Raw genomic sequence first — 23,758 nt, 5'->3', positions numbered from 1 at the left:
CATCGCCGGAAAGGGAAACGCGAGAGCGGGAACCTGGAAAGCACCGAGGAAATCGGATCGAGAAAAGATCTGATAGAGTCGGAAACGCAAGACCGAAGGGAAGCGCCCGGAGGAAAGCCCGAGAGGGTGAGTACAAAGGAAGCGTCCGTTCCTTGAGAACTCAACAGCGTGCCAAAAATCAACGCCAGATATGTTGATACCCCGTCCGTCGGAACAATCCGATGGTCGAGGTTCCTTTGAAAAACACAGCGAGGACGCTGTGTGCGAGGGGACTATTCCTCCTCTCGCACCGCTCTCGTGGTGTTGAACCGGATTACCGGTAAACATTCACGGAGAGTTTGATCCTGGCTCAGGACGAACGCTGGCGGCGTGCTTAACACATGCAAGTCGAACGATGAACCACTTCGGTGGGGATTAGTGGCGAACGGGTGAGTAACACGTGGGCAATCTGCCCTGCACTCTGGGACAAGCCCTGGAAACGGGGTCTAATACCGGATACGAGGTTCGGAGGCATCTTCGAACTTGGAAAGCTCCGGCGGTGCAGGATGAGCCCGCGGCCTATCAGCTTGTTGGTGAGGTAATGGCTCACCAAGGCGACGACGGGTAGCCGGCCTGAGAGGGCGACCGGCCACACTGGGACTGAGACACGGCCCAGACTCCTACGGGAGGCAGCAGTGGGGAATATTGCACAATGGGCGCAAGCCTGATGCAGCGACGCCGCGTGAGGGATGACGGCCTTCGGGTTGTAAACCTCTTTCAGCAGGGAAGAAGCGAAAGTGACGGTACCTGCAGAAGAAGCGCCGGCTAACTACGTGCCAGCAGCCGCGGTAATACGTAGGGCGCAAGCGTTGTCCGGAATTATTGGGCGTAAAGAGCTCGTAGGCGGCTTGTCACGTCGATTGTGAAAGCCCGAGGCTTAACCTCGGGTCTGCAGTCGATACGGGCTAGCTAGAGTGTGGTAGGGGAGATCGGAATTCCTGGTGTAGCGGTGAAATGCGCAGATATCAGGAGGAACACCGGTGGCGAAGGCGGATCTCTGGGCCATTACTGACGCTGAGGAGCGAAAGCGTGGGGAGCGAACAGGATTAGATACCCTGGTAGTCCACGCCGTAAACGGTGGGAACTAGGTGTTGGCGACATTCCACGTCGTCGGTGCCGCAGCTAACGCATTAAGTTCCCCGCCTGGGGAGTACGGCCGCAAGGCTAAAACTCAAAGGAATTGACGGGGGCCCGCACAAGCGGCGGAGCATGTGGCTTAATTCGACGCAACGCGAAGAACCTTACCAAGGCTTGACATACACCGGAAAGCATTAGAGATAGTGCCCCCCTTGTGGTCGGTGTACAGGTGGTGCATGGCTGTCGTCAGCTCGTGTCGTGAGATGTTGGGTTAAGTCCCGCAACGAGCGCAACCCTTGTTCTGTGTTGCCAGCATGCCCTTCGGGGTGATGGGGACTCACAGGAGACCGCCGGGGTCAACTCGGAGGAAGGTGGGGACGACGTCAAGTCATCATGCCCCTTATGTCTTGGGCTGCACACGTGCTACAATGGCCGGTACAAAGAGCTGCGATACCGTGAGGTGGAGCGAATCTCAAAAAGCCGGTCTCAGTTCGGATTGGGGTCTGCAACTCGACCCCATGAAGTCGGAGTCGCTAGTAATCGCAGATCAGCATTGCTGCGGTGAATACGTTCCCGGGCCTTGTACACACCGCCCGTCACGTCACGAAAGTCGGTAACACCCGAAGCCGGTGGCCCAACCCCTTGTGGGAGGGAGCTGTCGAAGGTGGGACTGGCGATTGGGACGAAGTCGTAACAAGGTAGCCGTACCGGAAGGTGCGGCTGGATCACCTCCTTTCTAAGGAGCACTTCTTACCGGGTTCTTCGGGACACGGTCAGAGGCCAGTACATCGGCGAACGTCCGATGCTGGTTGCTCATGGGTGGAACGTTGATTATTCGGCCAGGACCTCGGGTCGGAGGCTGCTAGTACTGCTCGTAAGAGCGTGGAACGCATGATCTCCGGACGGGAGCTGGCCGGGCACGCTGTTGGGTGTCTGAGGGCACGGCCGCAAGGTCTGTCTTCGATGCCGGCCCCGGTGAAGCACCAAGGTTTTGGTGTGTGACGGGTGGTTGGTCGTTGTTTGAGAACTGCACAGTGGACGCGAGCATCTGTGGCCAAGTTTTTAAGGGCGCACGGTGGATGCCTTGGCACCAGGAACCGATGAAGGACGTGGGAGGCCGCGATAGTCCCCGGGGAGTCGTCAACCAGGCTTTGATCCGGGGGTTTCCGAATGGGGAAACCCGGCAGTCGTCATGGGCTGTCACCCACTGCTGAACACATAGGCAGTGTGGAGGGAACGAGGGGAAGTGAAACATCTCAGTACCCTCAGGAAGAGAAAACAACCGTGATTCCGGGAGTAGTGGCGAGCGAAACCGGATGAGGCCAAACCGTATGCGTGTGAGACCCGGCAGGGGTTGCGCATGCGGGGTTGTGGGATTTCTCTTGACCAATCTGCCGGTTGGTCGGCGAGTCAGAAACCGTATGGATAGGCGAAGGGCATGCGAAAGGCCCGGCGTAGAGGGTAAGACCCCCGTAGTCGAAATCTGTACGGCTCGCTTGAGAAACACCCAAGTAGCACGGGGCCCGAGAAATCCCGTGTGAATCTGGCGGGACCACCCGCTAAGCCTAAATATTCCCTGGTGACCGATAGCGGATAGTACCGTGAGGGAATGGTGAAAAGTACCCCGGGAGGGGAGTGAAATAGTACCTGAAACCGTGTGCCTACAAGCCGTGGGAGCGTCGGACATCAGCTTGCTGGTGTCTCGTGACTGCGTGCCTTTTGAAGAATGAGCCTGCGAGTTTGCGGTGTGTTGCGAGGTTAACCCGTGTGGGGAAGCCGTAGCGAAAGCGAGTCCGAATAGGGCGTTGGAGTAGCACGCTCAAGACCCGAAGCGGAGTGATCTAGCCATGGGCAGGTTGAAGCGGAGGTAAGACTTCGTGGAGGACCGAACCCACCAGGGTTGAAAACCTGGGGGATGACCTGTGGTTAGGGGTGAAAGGCCAATCAAACTCCGTGATAGCTGGTTCTCCCCGAAATGCATTTAGGTGCAGCGTCGTGTGTTTCTTGCCGGAGGTAGAGCACTGGATAGGCGATGGGCCCTACCGGGTTACTGACCTTAGCCAAACTCCGAATGCCGGTAAGTGAGAGCGCGGCAGTGAGACTGTGGGGGATAAGCTCCATGGTCGAGAGGGAAACAGCCCAGAGCATCGACTAAGGCCCCTAAGCGTACGCTAAGTGGGAAAGGATGTGGAGTCGCACAGACAACCAGGAGGTTGGCTTAGAAGCAGCCACCCTTGAAAGAGTGCGTAATAGCTCACTGGTCTAGTGATTCCGCGCCGACAATGTAGCGGGGCTCAAGCGTACCGCCGAAGTCGTGTCATTGCAGCATATAGGGCCAACGCCTGCTGTGATGGGTAGGGGAGCGTCGTCTGCCGGGTGAAGCAGCACCGGAAGGTAGTTGTGGACGGTTGACGAGTGAGAATGCAGGCATGAGTAGCGATTCACACGTGAGAAACGTGTGCGCCGATTGACTAAGGGTTCCTGGGTCAAGCTGATCTGCCCAGGGTAAGTCGGGACCTAAGGCGAGGCCGACAGGCGTAGTCGATGGATAACCGGTTGATATTCCGGTACCCGCTGTGAAGCGTCAAACATCGAGCATCGTGATGCTAAGGCCGTGAAGCCGTTCCGGACCCTTCGGGGAAAGGAAAGTGGTGGAGCCGCTGAACCAAGCGGTTAGTAGGTGAGTGATGGGGTGACGCAGGAAGGTAGTCCATCCCGGGCGGTGGTTGTCCCGGGGTAAGGGTGTAGGCCGTGCGATAGGCAAATCCGTCGCACATGAGGCTGAGACCTGATGCCGAGCCGATTGTGGTGAAGTGGATGATCCTATGCTGTCGAGAAAAGCCTCTAGCGAGTTTCATGGCGGCCCGTACCCTAAACCGACTCAGGTGGTCAGGTAGAGAATACCGAGGCGTTCGGGTGAACTATGGTTAAGGAACTCGGCAAAATGCCCCCGTAACTTCGGGAGAAGGGGGGCCACACCTGGTGAGGGAACTTGCTTCCTGAGCTGGGGGTGGCCGCAGAGACCAGCGAGAAGCGACTGTTTACTAAAAACACAGGTCCGTGCGAAGCCGTAAGGCGATGTATACGGACTGACGCCTGCCCGGTGCTGGAACGTTAAGGGGACCGGTTAGCTCCATTTCGGTGGGGCGAAGCTGAGAACTTAAGCGCCAGTAAACGGCGGTGGTAACTATAACCATCCTAAGGTAGCGAAATTCCTTGTCGGGTAAGTTCCGACCTGCACGAATGGCGTAACGACTTCTCGACTGTCTCAACCATAGGCCCGGTGAAATTGCACTACGAGTAAAGATGCTCGTTTCGCGCAGCAGGACGGAAAGACCCCGGGACCTTTACTACAGTTTGATATTGGTGTTCGGTTCGGCTTGTGTAGGATAGCTGGGAGACTTTGAAGCGGCCACGCCAGTGGTTGTGGAGTCGTCGTTGAAATACCAGTCTGGTCGTGCTGGATGTCTAACCTGGGTCCGTGATCCGGATCAGGGACAGTGTCTGATGGGTAGTTTAACTGGGGCGGTTGCCTCCTAAAGAGTAACGGAGGCGCCCAAAGGTTCCCTCAGCCTGGTTGGCAATCAGGTGTTGAGTGTAAGTGCACAAGGGAGCTTGACTGTGAGACCGACGGGTCGAGCAGGGACGAAAGTCGGGACTAGTGATCCGGCGGTGGCTTGTGGAAGCGCCGTCGCTCAACGGATAAAAGGTACCCCGGGGATAACAGGCTGATCTTCCCCAAGAGTCCATATCGACGGGATGGTTTGGCACCTCGATGTCGGCTCGTCGCATCCTGGGGCTGGAGTCGGTCCCAAGGGTTGGGCTGTTCGCCCATTAAAGCGGTACGCGAGCTGGGTTTAGAACGTCGTGAGACAGTTCGGTCCCTATCCGCTGTGCGCGTAGGAGTCTTGAGAAGGGCTGTCCCTAGTACGAGAGGACCGGGACGGACGAACCTCTGGTGTGCCAGTTGTTCTGCCAAGGGCATGGCTGGTTGGCTACGTTCGGGAGGGATAACCGCTGAAAGCATCTAAGCGGGAAGCCTGCTTCGAGATGAGGACTCCCACCCACTTGATGGGGTAAGGCTCCCAGTAGACGACTGGGTTGATAGGCCAGATCTGGAAGCACGGCAACGTGTGGAGGTGACTGGTACTAATAGGCCGAGGGCTTGTCCTCAGTTGCTCGCGTCCACTGTGTTGGTTCTGAAACCACGAACAACCCCGCTGTAGTCACAGCAGCGGTCGGGTTGTCTGTTTCATAGTGTTTCGGTGGCCATAGCGTGAGGGAAACGCCCGGTTACATTCCGAACCCGGAAGCTAAGCCTTACAGCGCCGATGGTACTGCAGGGGGGACCCTGTGGGAGAGTAGGACGCCGCCGAACAAATATTGAGAAAACCCCCGTGCCGATCGGCACGGGGGTTTTCTGCGTTTACGGCACCAGGCAGGGGCCTGGAAAATGGGGCCGCACCTGTCGCGTGCGGCCGTTACCGTGGCCGCATGTCCTATGTGATTCGGTCCATACGTCCTGATGAGTGGCCCGCGGTGAAGGAGTTGCGGCTCGCCTCGCTGCAGGATCCGGTGGCGCATCTTGCCTTCCTGGAGACCTACGAGGAGGCCCTCGCCAAGCCGGATTCCTTCTGGCAGGAGCGGGCGGCGGGAGCCGCCGAAGGGGCGGCCGGCGCGCGGCAGATCATCGCCGAGGCCCCGGACGGGAGCTGGGTCGGCACCCTGGCCGTGCTGGTCGAGGAGGCCGGGACGACGGACTGGGCCGGGTTTCCGGTCGAGCGGAAGCAGGGGCATGTCGTCGGGGTGTTCGTACGGCCCGAGCACCGGGGGACCGGGTTGACCAAGGAGCTGTTCGACGCCGGGCTGGAGTGGGCGTGGGGGTGGGGGGCCGAGCGTGTTCGGTTGATCGTGCATGAGAGGAACGGGCGGGCCCAGGCCCTGTATCGCAAGGTGGGGTTCGTGCCGAGTGGTGTCACTGTGCCGGTGGCGGCAGTGTCGGGGGACGAGAACGAGCTGGAGTTCGTGATCGAGCGGCCGTAGCAGCCGGGGTCGGCCGGGGGTGGGTTCCGCTTGCCGGGTGGGCGCAGCTACACCGGAAGCTCGTACTGCGGCCAGCGGGCCCTTGCCTGTTCGCGGGAGCGGAGCAAGGCCAGGGTGGGCAGGCCTCGGTCGGCTCCGGTGGACAGGAGGTCCGGGAGCTGGGGCAGAGGGGCCACGGCCGCCACGTCGTCCAGGACGAGGGTGAGTGGTGGGTCGAGGCGACCGGAGGATGACCGTTCGGCCATGCGCCGGCCGCGCTCGACCACGCTGGAGGCGAGGGCCGTCAACAGGGGCATCGCACCGGGACGTTGCCTGGGGTCCTCGATGGTTTCACCCACTACATAAAGCGTTCCCCCTTCGTTCACGAAGGAATCCAAGGCGACGCTGTCATTTCGGTTGGATGTGCATGCCTCGCGGATATTGACCGTGGAGAGGGAGGACAGTGCGCGGGCCGTCAGTTCCTGTGCCATGTCACGGCGTTCGGGGTGCGAGGTGAGGGCCGCCTCCAGCTCGCCGGCCGCACCTGACGACGCCTTGGGGTTCGTCCGCAGTGCTCGTACCGCCTCCTGCACCTGGGTGCCCTGGGCCCAGCGGTGGATGTGCCGGATGGTGCGGCCGTCCACGGCGGCGGCGTGCAGATAGCTCCGCAGGAGCGTTTCCGCGACGTCGGCCACCGCCTGGTCGATACGGGCCGTGGGGCGCACCGGGGCGAGCAGCGCGGTGGCGCGTGCCCCCGCGGTCGCCCTGTCCTCGCAGCCGGAGGCGGGAGACCAGTGCAGCCGGGCGGGGGTGTCGCACAGGTGGGAGGGGTCGTACAGGAGGACGGGGCCGAGCTTGGCGCGGGCGTCCTTGGTCTCCGCCCACAGAGCGGGGCTGGAAGTGATGACGAGGGCCGGACCCTCCGCGTCGCGTACGGCCTGGGCGGCGACGGGGCGGCGGGTTTCAGGGGTGCCGAGGACCACCGAGGGGGCCGTCCAGGCGCCTGCGGGCCGTCCCTCGGCGACCAGGGGAGCGGCCGGTGGAACGGCCGGTGTCGACGACGACTTCGCGGATGTGAGGACCGCCTCGGTGGCTTCGACGGCCGTCTGGTGGGGCGCGGCCACCTCGTGCGGTACCGCCGGTACCGCCGGTACCGGGGCCACTGGGGCGTCCGGGGCCACCGGTACCACCGGGACCTCGTAGGGCGCGGCCACGGCCTCTGGCGCGGCCCCCGTGCTCGTCGGTGTTGCCGCGGCCTGCCGCTCCGCCGCTCCCCGGCCGGGGTCCGGAACCGGAGCAGTCGCCTTTCGGCGCGCACGCACCGCCTTCCAGCGTGCCACTGTGCCGATCGCGAACACGGTCAGCACGAACAGCACCATCAGTTCGCTTATGAACAGGCCCCAGAACAGCCCGTACCCGGACAGCTGATCGGGCGGAGTGTCCGGCCAGGCCCCCGCGATGTCGTGCGGCTGGGCGATCAGATGGCGCATGGCCATGGGCGTACGGCTGAACCGGACGCCGTGCGGCCAGGAGCCCTGTGCCAGCCGGCTCGCGAGGCCGGTGGCCGTCCACACCATCAGCGTCACGCCGATCAGGAAGGCGAGTACGCTCACCAGCAGGCCGTCGGGGATGCCTCCCTGCCCGTCCCGCTGCTCCTTGCCTGGTCTCATCGGGACCCCATGTCTATGCCACCGTCCGTGCCGGACGTCTACGCCACCGTCGACTCGGACGAGCCGTCCAGGTCGCTCAGCCGCTGTTCCACGAACGCCGCCGCTCGTTCCTCCGCCTCCAGTTCCGCGGCGCGCAGCGCGTCGTCCGTCACGTCGCTCGACGACTCCGTCATCGCGCGGTCGGTGAAGACGAGCGGCCTTTCCGTCTCCGTGACGAGGTGTTTGACCACCTGCACATTGCCGTTGACGTCCCATACCGCGATGCCGGGCGTCAGGGTCGGGATGATCTCCACGGCCCACCTGGGCAGACCCAGCACCCGGCCGGTCGCCCGGGCCTCGTCCGCCTTCTGGGCATAAATCGTCCTTGTCGACGCCATTTTCAGGATCGCGGCGGCCTCCTTGGCCGCCGCGCCGTCCACCACGTCGCTCAGGTGGTGCACGACCGCCACGAAGGACAGACCGAGCCTTCGGCCGAACTTCAGCAGCCGCTGGAAGAGCTGGGCCACGAACGGGCTGTTGATGATGTGCCAGGCCTCCTCGACCAGGAAGATGCGCTTCTTCCGGTCGGGGCGGATCCAGGTGTGCTCCAGCCACACCCCCACGATCGCCATCAGGATCGGCATGGCGATCGAGTTGCGGTCGATGTGGGAGAGGTCGAAGACGATCAGGGGCGCGTCCAGGTCGATGCCGACCGTCGTGGGGCCGTCGAACATGCCCCTGAGGTCACCGTCGACCAGGCGGTCCAGGACCAGCGCCACGTCCAGGCCCCAGGCCCGTACGTCGTCCAGGGCGACGTTCATCGCCTCCGCCGACTCGGGCTCGGGGTGCCGCAGCTGCTCGACGATGTCGGTGAGCACCGGCTGGCGCTGGACGATGGTCTCGTTGACGTACGCGTGGGCGACCTTCAGCGCGAAGCCGGACCGTTCGTCCAGGCCGTGCCCCATCGCGACCTCGATGATCGTCCGGAGCAGGGCCAACTGCCCCGTCGTCGTGATCGCCGGGTCGAGCGGGTTGAGCCGGATGCCGTGGTCGAGCGCCGCCGTCGGGTCCAGCCGGATGGGAGTTATCCCCAGCTCCTCGGCGATGAGGTTCCACTCGCCGACGCCGTCCTCGCCCTGCGCGTCGAGCACCACGACCTGGCGGTCGCGGAACCGCAGCTGGCGCAGGACGTACGTCTTCTCCAGCGCCGACTTGCCGTTGCCGGACTCGCCGAGGACGAGCCAGTGCGGGGCCGGGAGCTGCTGGCCGTACAGCTGGAAGGGGTCGTAGATGTAACCCTTCCCGGAGTACACCTCCCGGCCGATGATCACACCGGAGTCGCCGAGGCCGGGCGCGGCCGTCGGCAGGTAGACGGCCTGGGCCTGGCCCGTGGATGTGCGGACGGGCAGCCGGGTCGTCTCGACCTTGCCGAAGAGGAAGGACGTGAAGGCGTCGGTCAGGACGGACAGCGGATCCCGCATCGGGGCCTTACCTCCGAATACCGGTGGCGAAGGGGAGCGTGTTGACGAAGGCCCGGTGGTGCTCGCGGTCGCACCACTCCAGCTTCAGATAGGACTTGCCGGCGGATGCGCGGATGGTGCGCTTGTCGCGGGCCAGGGCCTCGGGGGAGCGGGAGGAGACGGTGATGTAGCCGACCAGGTTGACGCCCGCGGCGCCGCTCGCCAGGTCCTCGCCGCGCTGGTCGAGACGGGAGTGGGCGGCGATGTCACGAGGGTCGACGGTGCGGTTCATCTTGGCGGCGCGGCTGGCCTCGGCCTCGTCGTTGGTCTTCTCGGTCAGCATGCGCTCAATGGCGACCTCGGTGGGTTCGAGGTCCATGGTGACGGCGACCGTACGGATGACGTCCGGGGTGTGGACGAGGAGGGGGGCCAGGAAGTTGACGCCTACGGGCGTCATCGGCCACTCCTTCACCCAGGCGGTGGCATGGCACCAGGGGGCGCGGGTGGAGGACTCCCGGGTCTTGGCCTGGAGGAAGGTGGGCTCCATGGCGTCGAGCTCGGCGGGCCAGGCGTTGCGCTGGGTCATCGCCTGGATGTGGTCGATGGGGTGGTCGGGGTCGTACATGGAGTGGATGAGGGAGGCGAGCCGGCCCTGTCCCAGCGGCTGTCGTACGCGGATGTCGGCTTCCTGCAACCGCGAGCAGATGTCGGTCAGCTCGCGCGCCATGACGACCGCGAGCCCGGCGTCCCGGTCGACCTTCTTGCCGCCCTGCGGGCGAGCGGCACGCGCCATGGCCTGGGCCTCGGCGGCCAGCTCACGGGTGTAGTGCATGCAGGCGACGAGGTACGCGCGGTGCTGCTCGCTGCTCGTCGACACCATGGACTGGAGCTGGTCGTACGACTTCTGGAGCCAGGCCGGGGAGCGCTCGTCGCCCCGCTGGACGACGTCCTTGGCGTGCGCGTCCGGGTCGGCGGGCAGCGTGCGGGCGAGCATCTGGAGGCGGGTGACGAAGCCGTCGCCGTTGGCGACGTGCTTGAGGAGCGTGCCGAAGCGGTCGACGAGGGCCTCCTGGTCCTCGCTGTCGCGCAGACCGACGCCAGGACCCTCGATCTCGATGGCGGCCGTGACGGTGCGCCGGTCCGCGTGCAGGAGTACCGCGATCTCGTCGGGTCCGAAGGGGGCGGCCAGCCAGGTGATGCGGCCGATGCCGGGCGGCGGTCCGATCTCGACCTCGCGCCCGTCGAACTGCGTGCCGGCTTCCATCACGCCGCTGCGGTACGCCGTCCCCTGGCGCAGACTCCGCTTGTAACTGCGGTTGATCTCGAACCACTTGTAGAACGTGCGGTGCTTGTACGGGACGTACACGGCGGCCAGCGCGAGCAGCGGGAAGCCCATCAGCAGCACGATGCGCAGGGCGAGGAGGGGGACGAGGAGCCCGCACATCATGCCGACGAACGCGCCCGCGATGATCAGCACGATCTCGCCGGACTCGCGGTTGCGGCCGATGATCGCGTTCGGCCGGGCGCGGCCGATCAGATACGTCCGGCGGGGCGTGACCGGATGGGACACGTGGGACTCGGTCGTCAACGCCCTTCACCTCCTGTGCGGTTGGTACTGCTGTTGCGGGTGTTGCTGGCGTGGGGGGTGTTGGCCGGGCTGGTACGGGGCGGGGGAGCGGAGGGGACGGATCCGCCGCCGCCCGGCGTACGTGTGCTGTGCGCGGCCACACCGCCGGTCACGGGGTTGGCGGGACGGGGCGGCTGGCTGCCTCCGCCTGCTCCGCCTCCGCCGTTGCTGTCGGCGCGCGTGCTGTGGGTCTTGATGCCCTGGGCGACGAGGGTCGCCGGGGAGCTGATGACGGCGGCGGCCTTGCGTTCGGCGCCCTGCATGATGCGGTTGTTGCGGGAGGCGGCGATCTCGTCGCCGAAACCGGGCACGAAGCGGTAGATCATGGCGCTCGCGAAGATGGCGAGCAGGATGATGGCGAGCCCGGAGACGACGGCCCCGAGCGCGTCCGGTCCGTCGTCCGTGGCGAGGGCGCCGGCGAGGCCGAGCACGATGACGATCACCGGCTTGACCAGGATCACCGCGATCATGATGCCCGCCCAGCGGCGGACGTGGCCCCAGAGGTTCTTGTCGACGAGACCGGAGTAGACGACGACTCCGAGGAGGGCGCCGACGTACAGGAGGACGGCCCTCAGGAAGAGTTCGAGGTAGAGCACGCCCGCCGCGAGGATCGAGACCAGCGACACCAGGATCAGCATGATGGGGCCGCCGCCGATGTCCGTTCCCTTGTTCAGCGCGCCGGAGAACGTGCCGAAGAACGTTTCGGTCTGGTCACCGGTGGCCTTGGCGAGGACGTCACTGACGCTGTCGGTCGCCGAGACGACCGTGTAGAGGATCAGCGGGGTGAAGGCGGAGGCGAGCACGGTGAGCCAGAGGAAGCCGACGGCTTCGGAGATGGCGGTCGTGATCGGCACGCCGCGTACGGCCCGCTTGGCGACGGCCAGCAGCCACAGGACGAGGGTCAGGATGGCGGAGGCCGCGAAGACGATCTCGTACTGGTGCAGGAACTTCTCGTTGGTGAAGTCGACGGTGGCGGTCTCCTTCACGGCCTCGCTGAGCTTGTCGATGGTCCAGGAGGCGGCGTCGGCACAGCCCTTGGCGAGGGAGGAGAGGGGGTCGAGGGTGTCGGTGAGGGGGGAGTCGGTGACGCCGGAGCGGGAGGAACTGCCTTTTTCGCAGTAGTTCTTGGCGGGGCCCCGGATGAGGTCGCAGGGGTCGTTGCTCTTCGACGACGAGGGCGTGGGGCTCGGAGCGGCGAAGGCGTGGGTGGCCAACAGCACCATGGCCGTCTGCACGGCTGTGGCAGCAGCAACAACCTTGAGTACGCTGCGTTTAGCGGGCATAAGTGAACCCTCCGTACTCTTCAACGGCCTTGGTCATGTCGTCAGCGGTGGAGGCCCTCTGGTCGCGTCCGACCGGGACGGGCCCGTCCTTCTGCGAGAAGTCGGAGACCTTCCAGTCGCCGTTGATCCACTTCAGCTGGTACGTCGTTGTGTACCAGCTCTCGGACACCGGGTTTGTGGAACCCTCGCCGGAGAGGCCGAAGAGCGACGTGTACCAGAGCTCGACGGTCGCGCTGTCGGTGCTGTACTTCGTGACCTTGGTGCCCACCGGGACGATCCGTGAGACGAACGTCTCGCCGTCAGGTGCCGTGCCGTCCTTGTTGAGGCCGATGTTGGCCAGGAACTTCTCGCTGGAGTACGCCTTGTCGAGGTCCGACTGCCGGGCGGCGGCGACCTCAGGCGCGTACACGGCGTTGACGATCGTGCGTCTCTGGTTCGCGTCGAACATGCCCGTGGAACCGAGCGCCACGCCATAGTTCGCCGCAGCCGACTGCGCCCCCTGCCGATCATGCGCGAACCCCGAAGGGATCCCCCCGGCCTTCGACTGGACCGGTCGCGTCCCGGTCGCCGCCGTCGGGCCCGCCTCCGCCTTGCTGCCGCCGGCACCCCCGCCGCCCGAAGAGGACGACTCACCGCCCCCACGGTTCGCGAAGGCGATCGCCGCGATCAGCAGGGCGATGACGCCGACCACCGTGACCAGGCTCCGCGACGAGGACCGGCCCCGCCGCGCACCCCCGTACACGTCCCCGCCCCGGTCGGGCAGCCGTGTCCGGGTCTGGCCGACACCGCCGTACTCTCCGTCGCCCCCGCCGGAGGCACCGTCATCGAGACTCACGCCGCGCACGCCCCCTCGACCTCGTAGCCATTCCGCACCTCGTGTCCGAACACGTAGAAGTACGACGGTAGCCGTGCTGGTCCCCGTGCGGGCGGGGTGTGGTGACTCGACATCAGGGAAACGCAACCTCAGCCGGTGGGCGCGACGGACGGATGGGTCGAAGGGGGAAGCGAATCGGGCGCGACCGGCCGGGACTGACGGTGCGCCAGGTGCGCCGGATGCGGCGTGGCGGTCCGGGGCCGGCCGGGCCTAGACGGCCATGCCGTACACGATCGTGAACAGTGTGCCGAGTGAGCCGATGATGAAGACCCCGGTGAGGCCCGCGATGATGAGGCCCTTGCCCTGCTCGGCGCTGAACGTGTCGCGCAGGGCCGTCGCGCCGATGCGCTGTTTGGCCGCACCCCAGATCGCGATGGCCAGGCAGAGCAGGATGGCGACGGCCATCACCACCTCGACCATCACGCGCGCTTCGTTGCCCAGGCTGCCGAAGGGACCCCAGTCTGGGGCGATTCCGCCGATGATGGTGTTGATGTCGCCCTTTTCGGCCGCGAAAAGCATGTAAGTCACCGCCCCTAGTGGGTAGTTCCGTACCCCCTGACACGATCGCAGAGGTCAGACTCATTCTCGCCGACAATGGCGCTCTCGGATGTCGACTTGGCGTCATTGATTGGCGGGATTCGTATGTTCCCTTGCCTCCGGCCCGCGGGGCACCCTCAGGGGAGCGGGGATCGGTATACCAAAAGGGTGCATGGTCACTCTGTGTATCACGGCAGGTCACGCCGGGCAACGAGGTAGAACGGCGAACGGGCGCGCATGACACTTGGCGGGGCGATGGTGGGGGACTGGGGGGTGGCTTGACCGGGCCGGCGGGCGGAGTTGCGCCCTGAGGATCTAGGGGGTGTCGCCGCCTTCGACTCCCCCGACCTCCTCGACGCCCTCCACGAAGTGGTCGAACTCGCCTGCCTGGACGCCGAGGACGAAGGCGTCCCACTTGCGGCGGTTCGTGGTGACGATGTTGTCCGGGTCGCCGGTCTCACGGATGTAGACGGGCGCGTCCCCGTCGTCGCCTTCACCCTCGCCGAAGGCGATCTCGATCCAAGGGCCGGTCGCATCCGGCGGTGCGGCGCGTTCCCAGGTGAGGTTCGGGGGGACGTCAGCCACGGGAGGTTTCCTTCTTGAGGGTGGTGAGGAGGGCGTCGAAGGCGGCCGGAGTGGCGGTGAGTATCGCTCCGCTGGGGTCGGCGGATTCGGTGAGGTGGATGGTGCCGGGGCCGGTGGTGGCCACGTGTACACAGGAGTTGCCCTGGGCACAGTAGGAGGACTTCTGCCAGGTCAGGTCGCTGGTGGGCATGGTGGGTTCCTTCACAGGTCCTGGACGGCTTTGTGGATGAAGTCCCGTGACTCGGTGGGGGAGAGTGCTGTCGATTCCATACGGTCGAGCAGGACGCGGTACTTGTCGAGTTGGGCCTCGGAGTCAAGGAACACGGGGCCGTGGGACTGGTCGAGGTTCACGGTGTCGAGCTGCGCTACCGGACCTCTGCAGTAGTAGATCGACTGGCCCGAGCCGGGGAACGCACCGGCGTCGAACGGGATCACGTGCAGGGCGATGTGGTCGCGCTCGCTGAGGTCCAGAAGATGTTTGAGCTGCGCGCGGGTCACCGTGCGGCCGCCGAACTGCATGCGCAGCGCCGCCTCGTGGATGATCGCCTGCTGCGGTGTCGGGGAGTCCCGGTACAGGACCGCCTGCCGCTTGATGCGGAACGACACGCGGTGCTCGATGTCCGGCGGGGACATCTCCGGCACGTCCTGGCGGAAGATCTCGCGGGCGTAGTCGGTGGTCTGGAAGAGGCCGGGGATGTGCACGGTGACGGCCGTGCGCAGCGCCGTGGCGTGGTGCTCGACCTCGGCGAGGTCGAGGAGCACGGCGGGCAGGATCTCGCGGTACTCCTCCCACCAACCCCGCGTCCGCTCGGTCGCCATGTCGCTGAGCGCCTCTACGAGGGTTTTGTCGCCGCAGTCGTAGTGGCAGGCGAGAGTGCGTACGCGCTCGGGGCTCACTCCCGCGCGGCCGGCCTCGACGTTGCTGATCTGGGTCTGCTTGATGCCCATCAGTTGACCGGCCTGAGTGGAGGTCAGTCCCGCACGCTCGCGGAGTTTGCGCAGCTCGGCGCCCAAGCGAAGTTGCCGTCCCGTCGGGTTGCTTCTCACGGGCTGGCCGCCTCCTTGTCCTACAGGTCACCCACACAGGTGATAGATAAGCCCTTTTAGCGGAACCGTGAAAGACCTTTTACGGGCGCCGCTACTTTATAACTCGGCGCCCCGCCCAGAAGTGCCCCGCTCGACGGAGCGGCGACGGCCACTGGGCAACCGTACGCACGTTCTCAACTCCCCTCAGTGATCGGAGACTTCCATGGCCACCGTATCCCCGCCGTGGACGTACACCCTCCAACTCCCGCGAGATCCCCGCGCCCCCGGCGTCGCCCGTGCCACCCTCGCCGCCCATGACCTCACCCAACTGACCCCCACCGCAGAACTGTTGGCATCGGAGCTGCTCGCCAACGCTCATCTCCACACCAACGGCCCCTACGCCCTCCGTATCCACTCCGCCGCCTCCGACCGGCTCACCGTCGCCGTCTGGGACACGGACCCTCGAGTGCCACCCGGCTTCAAAGAGGAGGCCTCCCCCGTCGCACCGCCGGTGGACGCAGAACACGGGCGCGGGTTCCATCTCGTACGGGCGTGCGCGGACGCCTGGGGCGTGTCCGTGCTGAGGGAGCTGGGTGCCTCCAAGGGCGGGAAGCTGCTGTGGGCCGAATGTCAGCAGGGTGGCCTACCGTGATGAGACGGGAGTCCCTCGAACAGGATTCCCCCGAAGGGGGGAAGCCCAGGCGGCCCAGATAAACGCGCTGACCTGAAGCAACGGATTCTCCTAGGCGATTTTCAGAATGCTCACGGGGTGTTTCTCACCTTGGTGGGTAACAGTGGGAGGTGATGAACCGCATCACACGCCCCCCAGGTAACCGGCGGCACGCGTTCCTAGGTGCCGTCGTGCTGCTGGCCGTCACGTCCTCCTCCGTGGCGGCCGCCGACGGTGGTCCCGGACCGCTGGGAGTGACCACCGACGCGGTGGTCAGTGCGCGCACCTCACGGGTCGGTGCGCTCTTCGGTGCGGGTGGCGCCCTGGAGGGCGGCCACTTCTGCACCGCCTCCGTGGTGCGCAGCAAGCGCCGCAACGTGATCGTCACGGCCGCGCACTGCCTGGCCGGCGGCCCCGTGTGGTTCGTCCCCGGCTACCGGGACGGGCAGGCGCCGTACGGGGTGTGGAAGGTGACGAAGACATACATCGGCGACGCCTGGAGCGGTGACCAGGACGAGGACAGCGACGTCGCCTTCGCCTCGCTGGAGTCCATCGGCGACGTCGATGTCCAGGACGTCGTCGGGGGCAACGGGTTCGCCACCGGGCGGGAGACCGGCGCCACCGCCGTCACCGTCACGGGCTACCCCAACTCGCGGGAAACCCCGATCACCTGTACCAACAAGCCGACCGTCCACAGCCGTACCCAACAGCGCATCGAATGCCCCGGCTTCACCGGCGGCACCAGCGGCAGCCCCTGGGTGAACGGCGACGGCGACGTCGTGGGCGTCCTCGGCGGCCATGAGCAGGGCGGCTCCACCGCCGACGTCTCCTACAGCGTGGCCCTCGGGGACGAGGCCGCGGACCTGTACCGGGCCGCCTCGGGCGACTGACTCCTTTCATCCGTCGCCCGGCCCGTCGCCTCGGTCCCGTCGCTTCCGCCCCGTCGCCTCGGCCCCGTTGCTCCGGCCGCCGACCCCGGTGATCCCGGTGATCCCGACGGTGGCCGATCTTGTGCGTTCCTGAGGGACGGACCAGGACTTTCCCGGTCCCGTCTTCAGCCTGCGCCCCTACACTGACCCTCGGCGTACTCCCGGGCGGCGAGGGGCGGTTGACGGTGCGTAAGGCGTGGATCTGGGGGACCGCTGCCGTCGGTGCCGCGCTGAGTTTCGTGCTGCTGTTGGTAGTTGGGGTCTACACGGTCGCCGGGAACCTCGCGAACGGCATCGGGAAGGGATCGGTCGGGCTCGCCAAGAACGCCGTGCCCGCCGCCTACGCGACGCTCGTGCAGAAGTGGGGCAACCTGTGCAGCGCGATCAACCCCGCGCTGCTCGCCGCCCAGCTCTACCAGGAGAGCGGCTTCAACCCCAACGCCAAGAGCCCCGCGAAGGCCGAGGGGATAGCGCAGTTCATCCCCGGCACCTGGGCCATTCACGGCATCGACGGCAACGGCGACGGCGTGGCCGACGTCTGGGACCCGCGCGACGCGATCCCGTCGGCCGCCTCGTACGACTGCAAGCTCGCCTCGTATGTGAAGGACGCACCCGGGAACCCGACGGAGAACATGCTCGCCGCCTACAACGCGGGGGCGTACGCGGTCATCAAGTACGGGGGCGTGCCGCCGTATCGGGAGACCCAGAACTACGTGAAGATCATCACGACCCTGGAGAAGAGCTTCGCCGCGCCCGTGCGACGGGTCGACCCGTCCAAGCAGGCGGCCGGGGCCATCTATTACGCGCAGAAGAAGCTCGGTACCCCCTACCTGTGGGGCGGCGACGGCACCGCCGCCGACAACGGGCGCTTCGACTGCTCCGGGCTGACCAAGGCCGCGTACGAAAGCGTGGGCATCACCCTGCCGCGTGTCGCCAACGACCAGTACAACGCCGGTCCGCACCCGAAACGGGACGAACTCCTGCCGGGCGACCTGGTGTTCTTCTCGCACGACCCGACCAATTCCCGCGCCATCCATCACGTGGGGATCTACGTCGGCGGCGGCTATATGATCGACGCTCCCAGGACGGGCGCCGTGATCCGTTTCGACCCGATTGACACCTCTGAATACTTCGGTGCGACGCGTGTCACCGAAGATGGCGCGAAAGCGCTGCCCACAACGGTGTGAATCGGGGTGTGACAGGCGCCCGCAGGGGCGCACACCGACCGGAAACTCTCTGTTACATCTCCCCCCTGAGCTGCGAAGACGAGTCTCTCTTCGATAACGTCTGCGTGATCATTCGGTGGAGGGTGGAACGAAGACAAGAAGACTGTGCGTTCCTGTTGACGTAGAGCGTTGACGTACGGCAGTCGGCTTGGCGTTGGAGCGGATCTACGACCACGGGGGTGGCGGAGCGGCGCACGTACGGGTGCGTCCGCGGAACGGAAACAGACGACGAAGGGGCCGCGCACGATGGCTGCACTCGCCGAATCCGGGTCGAACCCCGACGTCGATCTGCTGTACGACATCAATGGCCTGGCCAAGGAAGCGCCGCACTGGTTCGACCGCGTCATGGAGTTCGTCGGCGAGTACGGCCTGCTGCTCGCCATGGTCCTGCTGATCCTGTGGTGCTGGCAGGGCGTGCGCCGGCGCGGCGGCCAGGAGGCGGCGCCGTCCGTGGCCGCGCTCGTCTGGGCCCCGCTGGCCGCGGGTATCGCGGTCCTGGTGAACGTGCCGATACGGGGCTTCGTGGAGCGACCGCGGCCGTTCGTCGACCACCAGGGACTCGACGTCCTCGTCACCGGCAAGACCGACTACTCCTTCGTCAGCGACCACGCCACGCTCACCATGGCGATGGCGGTCGCCCTGTTCGTCGCCAACCGGAAGTTCGGGCTCATCGGACTCGGGCTGGCGCTCCTCGAAGGGTTCTGCCGGGTCTACATGGGCGTGCACTACCCGACGGACGTCGTCGGCGGCTTCGCGCTCGGCACGGCCGTCGCCCTGCTGCTCTCCCCGCTCGCCACGGCTCTGCTCACGCCGCTCACCAAGGCGATGGAGCGCTCGCCGCGTGCCGGGTGGCTGATCCGGGCACGCGGGGCGCGTGCCGCGGAGGCCGTGATTCCAGGTGCGCGGGCGGATGCGACGGCCGAGGAGCGGGATCTGGCGGCCTGAGCCCCTCGGGGCCAGGCCCCTTGGGCCTCAGGCCTGTCGGGGCTTCAGGGCCTCTTGGGCTTCCGGCCTGTTGGGGCTTCAGGGCCTCTTGGGCTTCCGGCCTGTCCGGGCTTCAGGGCCTCTCCGAGGGCTTAAGGGCCTCTCGGGGCTTCGCGGCCTCTCCAGGCTTCAGGCCCTCCCGGGCTCCCCGGGGCTACAGCGCCTGCGGGAAGCTGAAGAAACCGTTCGGGTCGTACTGGTGCTTGAGTCGCGTCAGACGGGTGGCCGCGTCCCCGTAGTACGCCTTCCGCCAGTTCGTCAGGGTCGGGTCCGTGTAGTTCTGGTACGCGGCCCCGGACGCGTAGCTCTTCATGGACGCGTGCGCGGACGTGAGCCAGGACTGGGCCGTCGTGCCGGACGTGCCCGCGCGCCAGCTCGCGATGTACTGCGCCAGCATCCGCGAGCGGCGGTGGACGAACGCCGTGGCCGTCGGCGAGACCCTGTTGACCGCACCGCCGAGCGCCGTGAACGCGACGCTGCCCGCGCCGCCCCGGGCCTGCGCCACCTGGTTCAGGATCGTCTGGATGCCGGCCGCCGGGATCGAGCGGTCGAAGAAGTCCGAGCGGGCCGCGTACGTCTCGCGGCCCAGGGCGCCCTGCGGGGAGCGGCCCGGCGTCGAGCCGGGCAGATGGCACTGGGCGTCGGTGGGGAAGGAGGAACAGCCCGCGTACGCCTCCATCGCGCCCTCGTACGAATGCCGCTTGAGCGAGACACTGCGGGCCGGGGAGCCGACCTTCGCGGCCAGGCGGTCGACCGCGTTCTGGAGTTCGCGGTACGTGCCGAGCGAGAACGCGGCGACGGAGACGGTGGGCGTGCCGCCGTTCTCCAGGTGGCAGGAGGACCAGATCTCGTCGGGCTGGTCCGGGCCCCACTCCTGCCAGGCCTTGAGGACGGCGGCGGCCTTCGACCAGGGCCAGGTCAAGTAGGCGGACACCGCCTGGGGCGCCGGATGCGTCTTGAACCTGAGCTCGGTGACGACGCCGAAGTTGCCGTTGCCCGCGCCGCGCAGGGCCCAGAAGAGGTCCTTGTTCTCGGTGGCGTTCGCGACGAGCTGCTTGCCGTCCGCGGTGATCAGGGTCGCCTGGGTGAGGCTGTCGCAGGTGAGCCCGTACGCCCGGGAGACCACGCCGTGGCCGCCGCCGAGGGTGAGGCCGGAGACGCCGACGGTGGGGCAGGAGCCGGCGGGTATCGTCACGCCCTTCGCGGTGAGTGCCCGGTAGACGTCGATCAGCTTGGAACCGGCGCCGACGACCGCCTCGCCGCCGCTCGCGCGGATCTTGTTCAGTTTCGAGACGTCGAGGATCAGGCGGCCGTTCCCGGAGGACCAACCGGCGTAGGAGTGGCCGCCGTTGCGTATCGCGACCTTGATGCGGTGGGCGCGGGCGTACTCCATCGCGGTGCGGATGTCGTCGGCGTGCGCCACGTACGCGACGGCCGCGGGCGTCAGGGAGTCGAAGCGGGTGTTGTAGAGCTGGTGCGCGGTGGACCAGGCACGGTCGCCGGGGCGGACCAGGGAGCCGTCGAGGTCCTTGGCCAGGGCGGTCCAGTTGGCGGCGACGCGGGTGCTGGTGGTGGCCGTACGTACGGGCGTGCCGGTGGCGTTCGATGTGGTGCTGGTGCTGGTGGTGGTGGCGGCGCTCGTGCCACCGGTGCACGCGGTGGTGACCGCCGTCGCGAGTGCGGCGGTGGTTCCGCCGATGAACGTACGCCGTTGCATGTGCGCCTCCCATGGGTTCCGTGGATCGAGACGGGGCCCCGTGGCGAGGGGTTCCGCAGGTGATTGCCACAGAATCGCTACAGCGCAGGGGGGTGGTGCGTCCGGGGGTGCACGGGGGTGCGTCCGGGGGTGCACGGGGCGTGTCCGGGGGGCGCGAAAGAGGGCGTCCGGGCGTCCGCTAGCCGACCGCGTGCCCCTCCGCGTCCGATCTGGCCAGGCTGCGGGCTCTGCGCGCCGGCCCGCGCCAGCCGCAGGTGCAGCGGGCCACGCAGAAACGGCCCTGCTCGACCGTCGTAGTGCGGTGTTCCTGGGGGCCGTTGGGGGCGTCCTGCTGTTCCACTCACACAAGGTTACCCAAGGCAAGTGTGCTGCCACGCCGTGCGCGTGACGGGTGCTCCTACCCGTCGTTAACCGGAACAACAGGAGGGACACCGGGACGGACCGGCTGGGGGTAGGCAGGCGATGGTGGTGCGGCAGCACGGACGCGCGGGTGCGGTGGTCGTCACGACGGTGGGAATCGTGGTCTGTGGCGCGTCGGCCACCGGCTGTTCGGGCAGCGGGGCCGCAGCCGACGACGCGCGCTCGGCCACCGCCGCCGTCGATGCGCTGCACCGGGCGGCCGCGGTTCTGGAGCGCGCGGGCAGCTCCAAGGCCCGTACGTCGATGGAGATGGCCACCGGGGGCACCCGGGTCACCATCCGCGGCGAGGGTGTCTACGACTACCGTGACCGGCTCGGCCGGCTGAAGGTGACGCTGCCGCAGGACCCCGCGGGTGCCGTGGAGCATCGCCCCATCACCGAACTGCTTGCCCCTGGCGCACTGTTCATGAAGAACCGCGGTGCGGGCGTGCCCGCCGACAAATGGGTACGAGTCGACACGACCACGCTCTCCGACGGCAACCTCGTCACCGGCGGCGCCACCGACCCGTACGCGGCGGCCGAGTTGCTGCGCGGAGTGCGGAAGGCGACGTACGTGGGGAGGACCGAGGTCGCGGGGGCGCGGGTGCGGCACTACCGCGGGGTCGCCGACATCGGGCTCGCGGCGCGGGGTGCGGCCGCCGGGAGCAAGGAGTCGTTGCGGGCGGCGGCGAAAGGGTTCGCCACGGCGCAGGTCCCGTTCGACGCCTATCTCGACGACCAGGGGCGTATCCGGAAGGTCCGCCACCGGTTCAGCTTCGTCAACGGCGAGCAGAAGACCACGGTCGCGGTGGCCTCGACGACCTTGCTGTACGACTTCGGGGCCCCGGCCGACGTACGGCTGCCGGCGTCCAGGGACATCTACGCCGGGAAGATCGCGGAGCAGTGAGGATTGTCTCGCGGTGGAGAGGATTGCCCGGTCCGGAAGCGGGCAGGCGGGCCGGAAAGTGACGCGGCTGAGGGGCCGGAAATGGTCCGTCCGTGCCATGCGCGGCGTGTAGACCGCTCCCTACTCTAGGAAGTCGGTGACGGCAGAAAGAGGTGAGGCGCGTGGCTCCGGTCGGCGGTACGGCAGTTCAGGACCACGTGGCCCTCGCCGAGATCGAGCTGTGCGGCGACCTGATCATCGCGGCCTCGGCCGCCCACGAGGACCGGCTCAGCCTTGAGAGCATCGACGAGGTGCTGAGGGTGGCCGAAGAGAGGGATGCTTCCGGCGGCTGAGCCGGGCGCTGGGTGCTGGGTGCTGGGCGTCGGGTGCTGGGTGCCGGGCGTCGGGTGCTGGGTGCCGGGCGCTGAGTGCCTTGTCCGATCCGCCGCACTGCCGCTTCGCGGCGGATGCTCTCACCGTCCGCCTTGCTCACGTCCGCAGCATTCGGCCGATCGCCTTCGTCGCTTCCTCCATCTTTGCGTCGATCTCCGACCCGCCCTTGAGCGCGGCGTCCGCGACGCAATGGCGCAAATGCTCCTCGAGGAGCTGGAGGGCGAAGGACTGCAGCGCCTTCGTGGAGGCGGAGACCTGCGTGAGTATGTCGATGCAGTAGACGTCCTCGTCGACCATCCGCTGCAGACCGCGGATCTGGCCCTCGATGCGGCGCAGTCGCTTGAGGTGCTCGTCCTTCTGCTTGTGGTAGCCGTGGATGCCCCGGTCGTGGTCGGTCACCACGGACCCGGTCCCGGTGCCGGTGCCCTCGGAGGGCGCCCCCGCGCCGGCCTCGGTGGTCGTCATCGCATCCTCCTGGTGACGGTTGCCCGGGGATGGGGATAAGAATCCGGACAGAAAGCCTGTGGGCGCCGGTCCTCCGCAACCCGGTACGGACATATACCCCTGGTGGGTATATGGTAACGAACTTTGTTGGGTATACGGCCCATGGTCACGGCCTCGACCGCCCCCGTACCGCCCGCGTGCCGACCACTCTGGCCGATGGGCGACACTGGAGGACGGCCCCTTAGCCGTGGCCGGATGATGCGCCTAGCATCAGCCTGACCGAAACCGAAGCATCTTGAGGACCCCACGTGCGCTTTCGTCTGACCCCCAGGGAGACGAGCTTCTACGACATGTTCGCCGCATCCGCGGACAACATCGTCACGGGCTCGAAACTCCTGATGGAACTGCTCGGCGCGGACGCCTCCGCCCGGGCCGAGATCGCAGAGCGTATGCGGGCCGCTGAACACGCCGGTGACGATGCCACGCACGCGATCTTCCACCAGCTGAACTCCTCGTTCATCACGCCGTTCGACCGCGAGGACATCTACTCCCTCGCATCCTCCCTCGACGACATCATGGACTTCATGGAGGAGGCCGTCGACCTGGTCGTCCTCTACAACGTCGAGGAACTGCCGAAGGGCGTCGAGCAGCAGATCGAGGTGCTGGCGCGGGCCGCGGAGCTGACGGCGGAGGCGATGCCGAACCTCCGCACGATGGAGAACCTGACCGAGTACTGGATCGAGGTGAACCGCCTGGAGAACCAGGCGGACCAGATCCACCGGAAGCTGCTCGCCCATCTGTTCAACGGTAAGTACGACGCCATCGAGGTGCTGAAGCTCAAGCAGATCGTGGACGTGCTGGAGGAAGCGGCGGACGCGTTCGAGCACGTGGCCAACACCGTGGAGACCATCGCGGTCAAGGAGTCCTGAGGC

Annotated in this window: 20 protein-coding genes and 3 rRNA genes; 11 read left to right on the top strand and 12 right to left on the bottom strand. The window is 66.5% G+C overall.

Going from position 1 to position 23,758, the window contains the following annotated elements; genetic code table 11:
• Positions 1–326: 326 nt before the first annotated feature.
• From Q2K21_RS34530 to Q2K21_RS34515, 4 genes are all read left to right on the top strand, one after another.
• Positions 327–1,852: ribosomal RNA gene (locus Q2K21_RS34530) — 16S ribosomal RNA — on the top strand.
• 316 nt (positions 1,853–2,168) lie between these two features.
• Positions 2,169–5,289: ribosomal RNA gene (locus Q2K21_RS34525) — 23S ribosomal RNA — on the top strand.
• Between the two features lie 88 nt (positions 5,290–5,377).
• Positions 5,378–5,494, top strand: a 5S ribosomal RNA gene (gene rrf, locus Q2K21_RS34520).
• Together the 16S, 23S and 5S rRNA genes form the textbook arrangement of a ribosomal RNA operon.
• 116 nt (positions 5,495–5,610) lie before the next feature.
• A complete protein-coding gene (locus tag Q2K21_RS34515; protein WP_310779893.1) occupies positions 5,611–6,159 on the top strand; it encodes a GNAT family N-acetyltransferase in 549 nt (182 codons plus the stop codon).
• Positions 6,160–6,206: 47 nt separating this feature from the next.
• Here Q2K21_RS34515 and Q2K21_RS34510 read toward each other — a convergent pair whose 3' ends face one another.
• The 9 genes from Q2K21_RS34510 to Q2K21_RS34470 all read right to left on the bottom strand — a co-directional run bounded on the left by Q2K21_RS34510 (position 6,207) and on the right by Q2K21_RS34470 (position 15,200).
• Complete coding sequence (locus Q2K21_RS34510; RefSeq protein ID WP_310779891.1) at positions 6,207–7,808, bottom strand: TraM recognition domain-containing protein; 1,602 nt, start codon at positions 7,806–7,808, stop codon at positions 6,207–6,209.
• A gap of 38 nt (positions 7,809–7,846) precedes the next feature.
• Complete coding sequence (locus Q2K21_RS34505; protein WP_310779889.1) at positions 7,847–9,268, bottom strand: ATP-binding protein; 1,422 nt, start codon at positions 9,266–9,268, stop codon at positions 7,847–7,849.
• Positions 9,269–9,275: 7 nt separating this feature from the next.
• Positions 9,276–10,835: an SCO6880 family protein gene (locus tag Q2K21_RS34500; protein ID WP_310779887.1), complete on the bottom strand. Its 1,560-nt coding sequence runs from the start codon at positions 10,833–10,835 to the stop codon at positions 9,276–9,278.
• Positions 10,832–12,157, bottom strand: coding sequence for a hypothetical protein (locus Q2K21_RS34495; RefSeq protein WP_310779885.1), 1,326 nt, complete (start codon positions 12,155–12,157; stop codon positions 10,832–10,834). The genes Q2K21_RS34500 and Q2K21_RS34495 overlap by 4 nt, the downstream gene beginning before the upstream one ends.
• Positions 12,147–12,992, bottom strand: a complete 846-nt coding sequence (locus tag Q2K21_RS34490; RefSeq protein WP_310779883.1) for a hypothetical protein — start codon at positions 12,990–12,992, stop codon at positions 12,147–12,149. Before Q2K21_RS34490 ends, Q2K21_RS34495 begins: the two co-directional genes overlap by 11 nt.
• 249 nt (positions 12,993–13,241) lie before the next feature.
• Positions 13,242–13,550, bottom strand: coding sequence for a hypothetical protein (locus tag Q2K21_RS34485; RefSeq protein ID WP_310781380.1), 309 nt, complete (start codon positions 13,548–13,550; stop codon positions 13,242–13,244).
• A gap of 333 nt (positions 13,551–13,883) precedes the next feature.
• Positions 13,884–14,153, bottom strand: a complete 270-nt coding sequence (locus tag Q2K21_RS34480; protein ID WP_310779881.1) for a DUF397 domain-containing protein — start codon at positions 14,151–14,153, stop codon at positions 13,884–13,886.
• Positions 14,146–14,343 carry a DUF397 domain-containing protein gene (locus tag Q2K21_RS34475; RefSeq protein WP_310779879.1) on the bottom strand — a complete coding sequence of 66 codons (198 nt, stop codon included), beginning with the start codon at positions 14,341–14,343 and terminating at the stop codon, positions 14,146–14,148. Before Q2K21_RS34475 ends, Q2K21_RS34480 begins: the two co-directional genes overlap by 8 nt.
• Positions 14,344–14,354: 11 nt before the next feature.
• Complete coding sequence (locus tag Q2K21_RS34470) at positions 14,355–15,200, bottom strand: helix-turn-helix domain-containing protein (RefSeq protein WP_310779877.1); 846 nt, start codon at positions 15,198–15,200, stop codon at positions 14,355–14,357.
• 202 nt (positions 15,201–15,402) lie between these two features.
• Between Q2K21_RS34470 and Q2K21_RS34465 the strand changes: the two genes are divergently transcribed.
• The 4 genes from Q2K21_RS34465 to Q2K21_RS34450 all read left to right on the top strand — a co-directional run bounded on the left by Q2K21_RS34465 (position 15,403) and on the right by Q2K21_RS34450 (position 18,949).
• Positions 15,403–15,831 (top strand): ATP-binding protein, encoded by a 429-nt coding sequence (locus Q2K21_RS34465; protein ID WP_310779875.1) that lies wholly within the window; start codon positions 15,403–15,405, stop codon positions 15,829–15,831.
• Positions 15,832–15,983: 152 nt separating this feature from the next.
• A complete protein-coding gene (locus tag Q2K21_RS34460; RefSeq protein WP_310779873.1) occupies positions 15,984–16,739 on the top strand; it encodes a trypsin-like serine peptidase in 756 nt (251 codons plus the stop codon).
• Between the two features lie 218 nt (positions 16,740–16,957).
• A complete protein-coding gene (locus Q2K21_RS34455; protein ID WP_310779871.1) occupies positions 16,958–17,965 on the top strand; it encodes a C40 family peptidase in 1,008 nt (335 codons plus the stop codon).
• Between the two features lie 285 nt (positions 17,966–18,250).
• Positions 18,251–18,949: a phosphatase PAP2 family protein gene (locus Q2K21_RS34450; RefSeq protein WP_310779868.1), complete on the top strand. Its 699-nt coding sequence runs from the start codon at positions 18,251–18,253 to the stop codon at positions 18,947–18,949.
• Positions 18,950–19,142: 193 nt separating this feature from the next.
• Here the strand turns inward: Q2K21_RS34450 and Q2K21_RS34445 are convergent, their stop codons facing one another.
• Positions 19,143–20,705, bottom strand: coding sequence for an FAD-binding oxidoreductase (locus Q2K21_RS34445; protein WP_310779866.1), 1,563 nt, complete (start codon positions 20,703–20,705; stop codon positions 19,143–19,145).
• A gap of 178 nt (positions 20,706–20,883) precedes the next feature.
• Positions 20,884–21,045 carry a hypothetical protein gene (locus Q2K21_RS34440; protein ID WP_310779864.1) on the bottom strand — a complete coding sequence of 54 codons (162 nt, stop codon included), beginning with the start codon at positions 21,043–21,045 and terminating at the stop codon, positions 20,884–20,886.
• 122 nt (positions 21,046–21,167) lie between these two features.
• Here Q2K21_RS34440 and Q2K21_RS34435 point away from each other — a divergent pair, with 122 nt between their 5' ends.
• Both Q2K21_RS34435 and Q2K21_RS34430 read left to right on the top strand, forming a co-directional pair.
• Complete coding sequence (locus Q2K21_RS34435) at positions 21,168–22,010, top strand: SCO4651 family lipoprotein (RefSeq protein WP_310779862.1); 843 nt, start codon at positions 21,168–21,170, stop codon at positions 22,008–22,010.
• Between the two features lie 152 nt (positions 22,011–22,162).
• Complete coding sequence (locus Q2K21_RS34430) at positions 22,163–22,342, top strand: hypothetical protein (RefSeq protein ID WP_310779860.1); 180 nt, start codon at positions 22,163–22,165, stop codon at positions 22,340–22,342.
• A 136-nt stretch (positions 22,343–22,478) separates the two neighbouring features.
• Here Q2K21_RS34430 and Q2K21_RS34425 read toward each other — a convergent pair whose 3' ends face one another.
• Entirely contained in the window at positions 22,479–22,847 is a 369-nt protein-coding gene (locus Q2K21_RS34425) for a metal-sensitive transcriptional regulator (RefSeq protein ID WP_310779858.1), read from the bottom strand.
• A gap of 287 nt (positions 22,848–23,134) precedes the next feature.
• Here Q2K21_RS34425 and Q2K21_RS34420 point away from each other — a divergent pair, with 287 nt between their 5' ends.
• Positions 23,135–23,755, top strand: coding sequence for a DUF47 domain-containing protein (locus Q2K21_RS34420; protein WP_055490603.1), 621 nt, complete (start codon positions 23,135–23,137; stop codon positions 23,753–23,755).
• The last annotated feature ends 3 nt before the right edge of the window (positions 23,756–23,758 follow it).

The organism is Streptomyces sp. CGMCC 4.7035 (assembly GCF_031583065.1).
GTDB classification, from domain to species: domain Bacteria; phylum Actinomycetota; class Actinomycetes; order Streptomycetales; family Streptomycetaceae; genus Streptomyces; species Streptomyces yaanensis.
The sequence above is the reverse complement of the archived record's forward strand: the minus strand, read 5'-3'. Positions and strand labels throughout refer to the sequence as shown.

Bases quoted from the DNA above. Each gene is read 5' to 3' on its own strand.
- Q2K21_RS34515 (WP_310779893.1), top strand. From the start codon at position 5,611: ATGTCCTATGTGATTCGGTCCATACGTCCTGATGAGTGGCCCGCGGTG.
- Q2K21_RS34485 (WP_310781380.1), bottom strand. From the start codon at position 13,550: ATGCTTTTCGCGGCCGAAAAGGGCGACATCAACACCATCATCGGCGGA.
- Q2K21_RS34495 (WP_310779885.1), bottom strand. From the start codon at position 12,157: ATGCCCGCTAAACGCAGCGTACTCAAGGTTGTTGCTGCTGCCACAGCC.
- Q2K21_RS34445 (WP_310779866.1), bottom strand. From the start codon at position 20,705: ATGCAACGGCGTACGTTCATCGGCGGAACCACCGCCGCACTCGCGACG.
- Q2K21_RS34450 (WP_310779868.1), top strand. From the start codon at position 18,251: ATGGCTGCACTCGCCGAATCCGGGTCGAACCCCGACGTCGATCTGCTG.
- Q2K21_RS34510 (WP_310779891.1), bottom strand. From the start codon at position 7,808: ATGAGACCAGGCAAGGAGCAGCGGGACGGGCAGGGAGGCATCCCCGAC.
- Q2K21_RS34425 (WP_310779858.1), bottom strand. From the start codon at position 22,847: ATGACGACCACCGAGGCCGGCGCGGGGGCGCCCTCCGAGGGCACCGGC.
- Q2K21_RS34435 (WP_310779862.1), top strand. From the start codon at position 21,168: ATGGTGGTGCGGCAGCACGGACGCGCGGGTGCGGTGGTCGTCACGACG.
- Q2K21_RS34505 (WP_310779889.1), bottom strand. From the start codon at position 9,268: ATGCGGGATCCGCTGTCCGTCCTGACCGACGCCTTCACGTCCTTCCTC.
- Q2K21_RS34460 (WP_310779873.1), top strand. From the start codon at position 15,984: ATGAACCGCATCACACGCCCCCCAGGTAACCGGCGGCACGCGTTCCTA.
- Q2K21_RS34465 (WP_310779875.1), top strand. From the start codon at position 15,403: ATGGCCACCGTATCCCCGCCGTGGACGTACACCCTCCAACTCCCGCGA.
- Q2K21_RS34475 (WP_310779879.1), bottom strand. From the start codon at position 14,343: ATGCCCACCAGCGACCTGACCTGGCAGAAGTCCTCCTACTGTGCCCAG.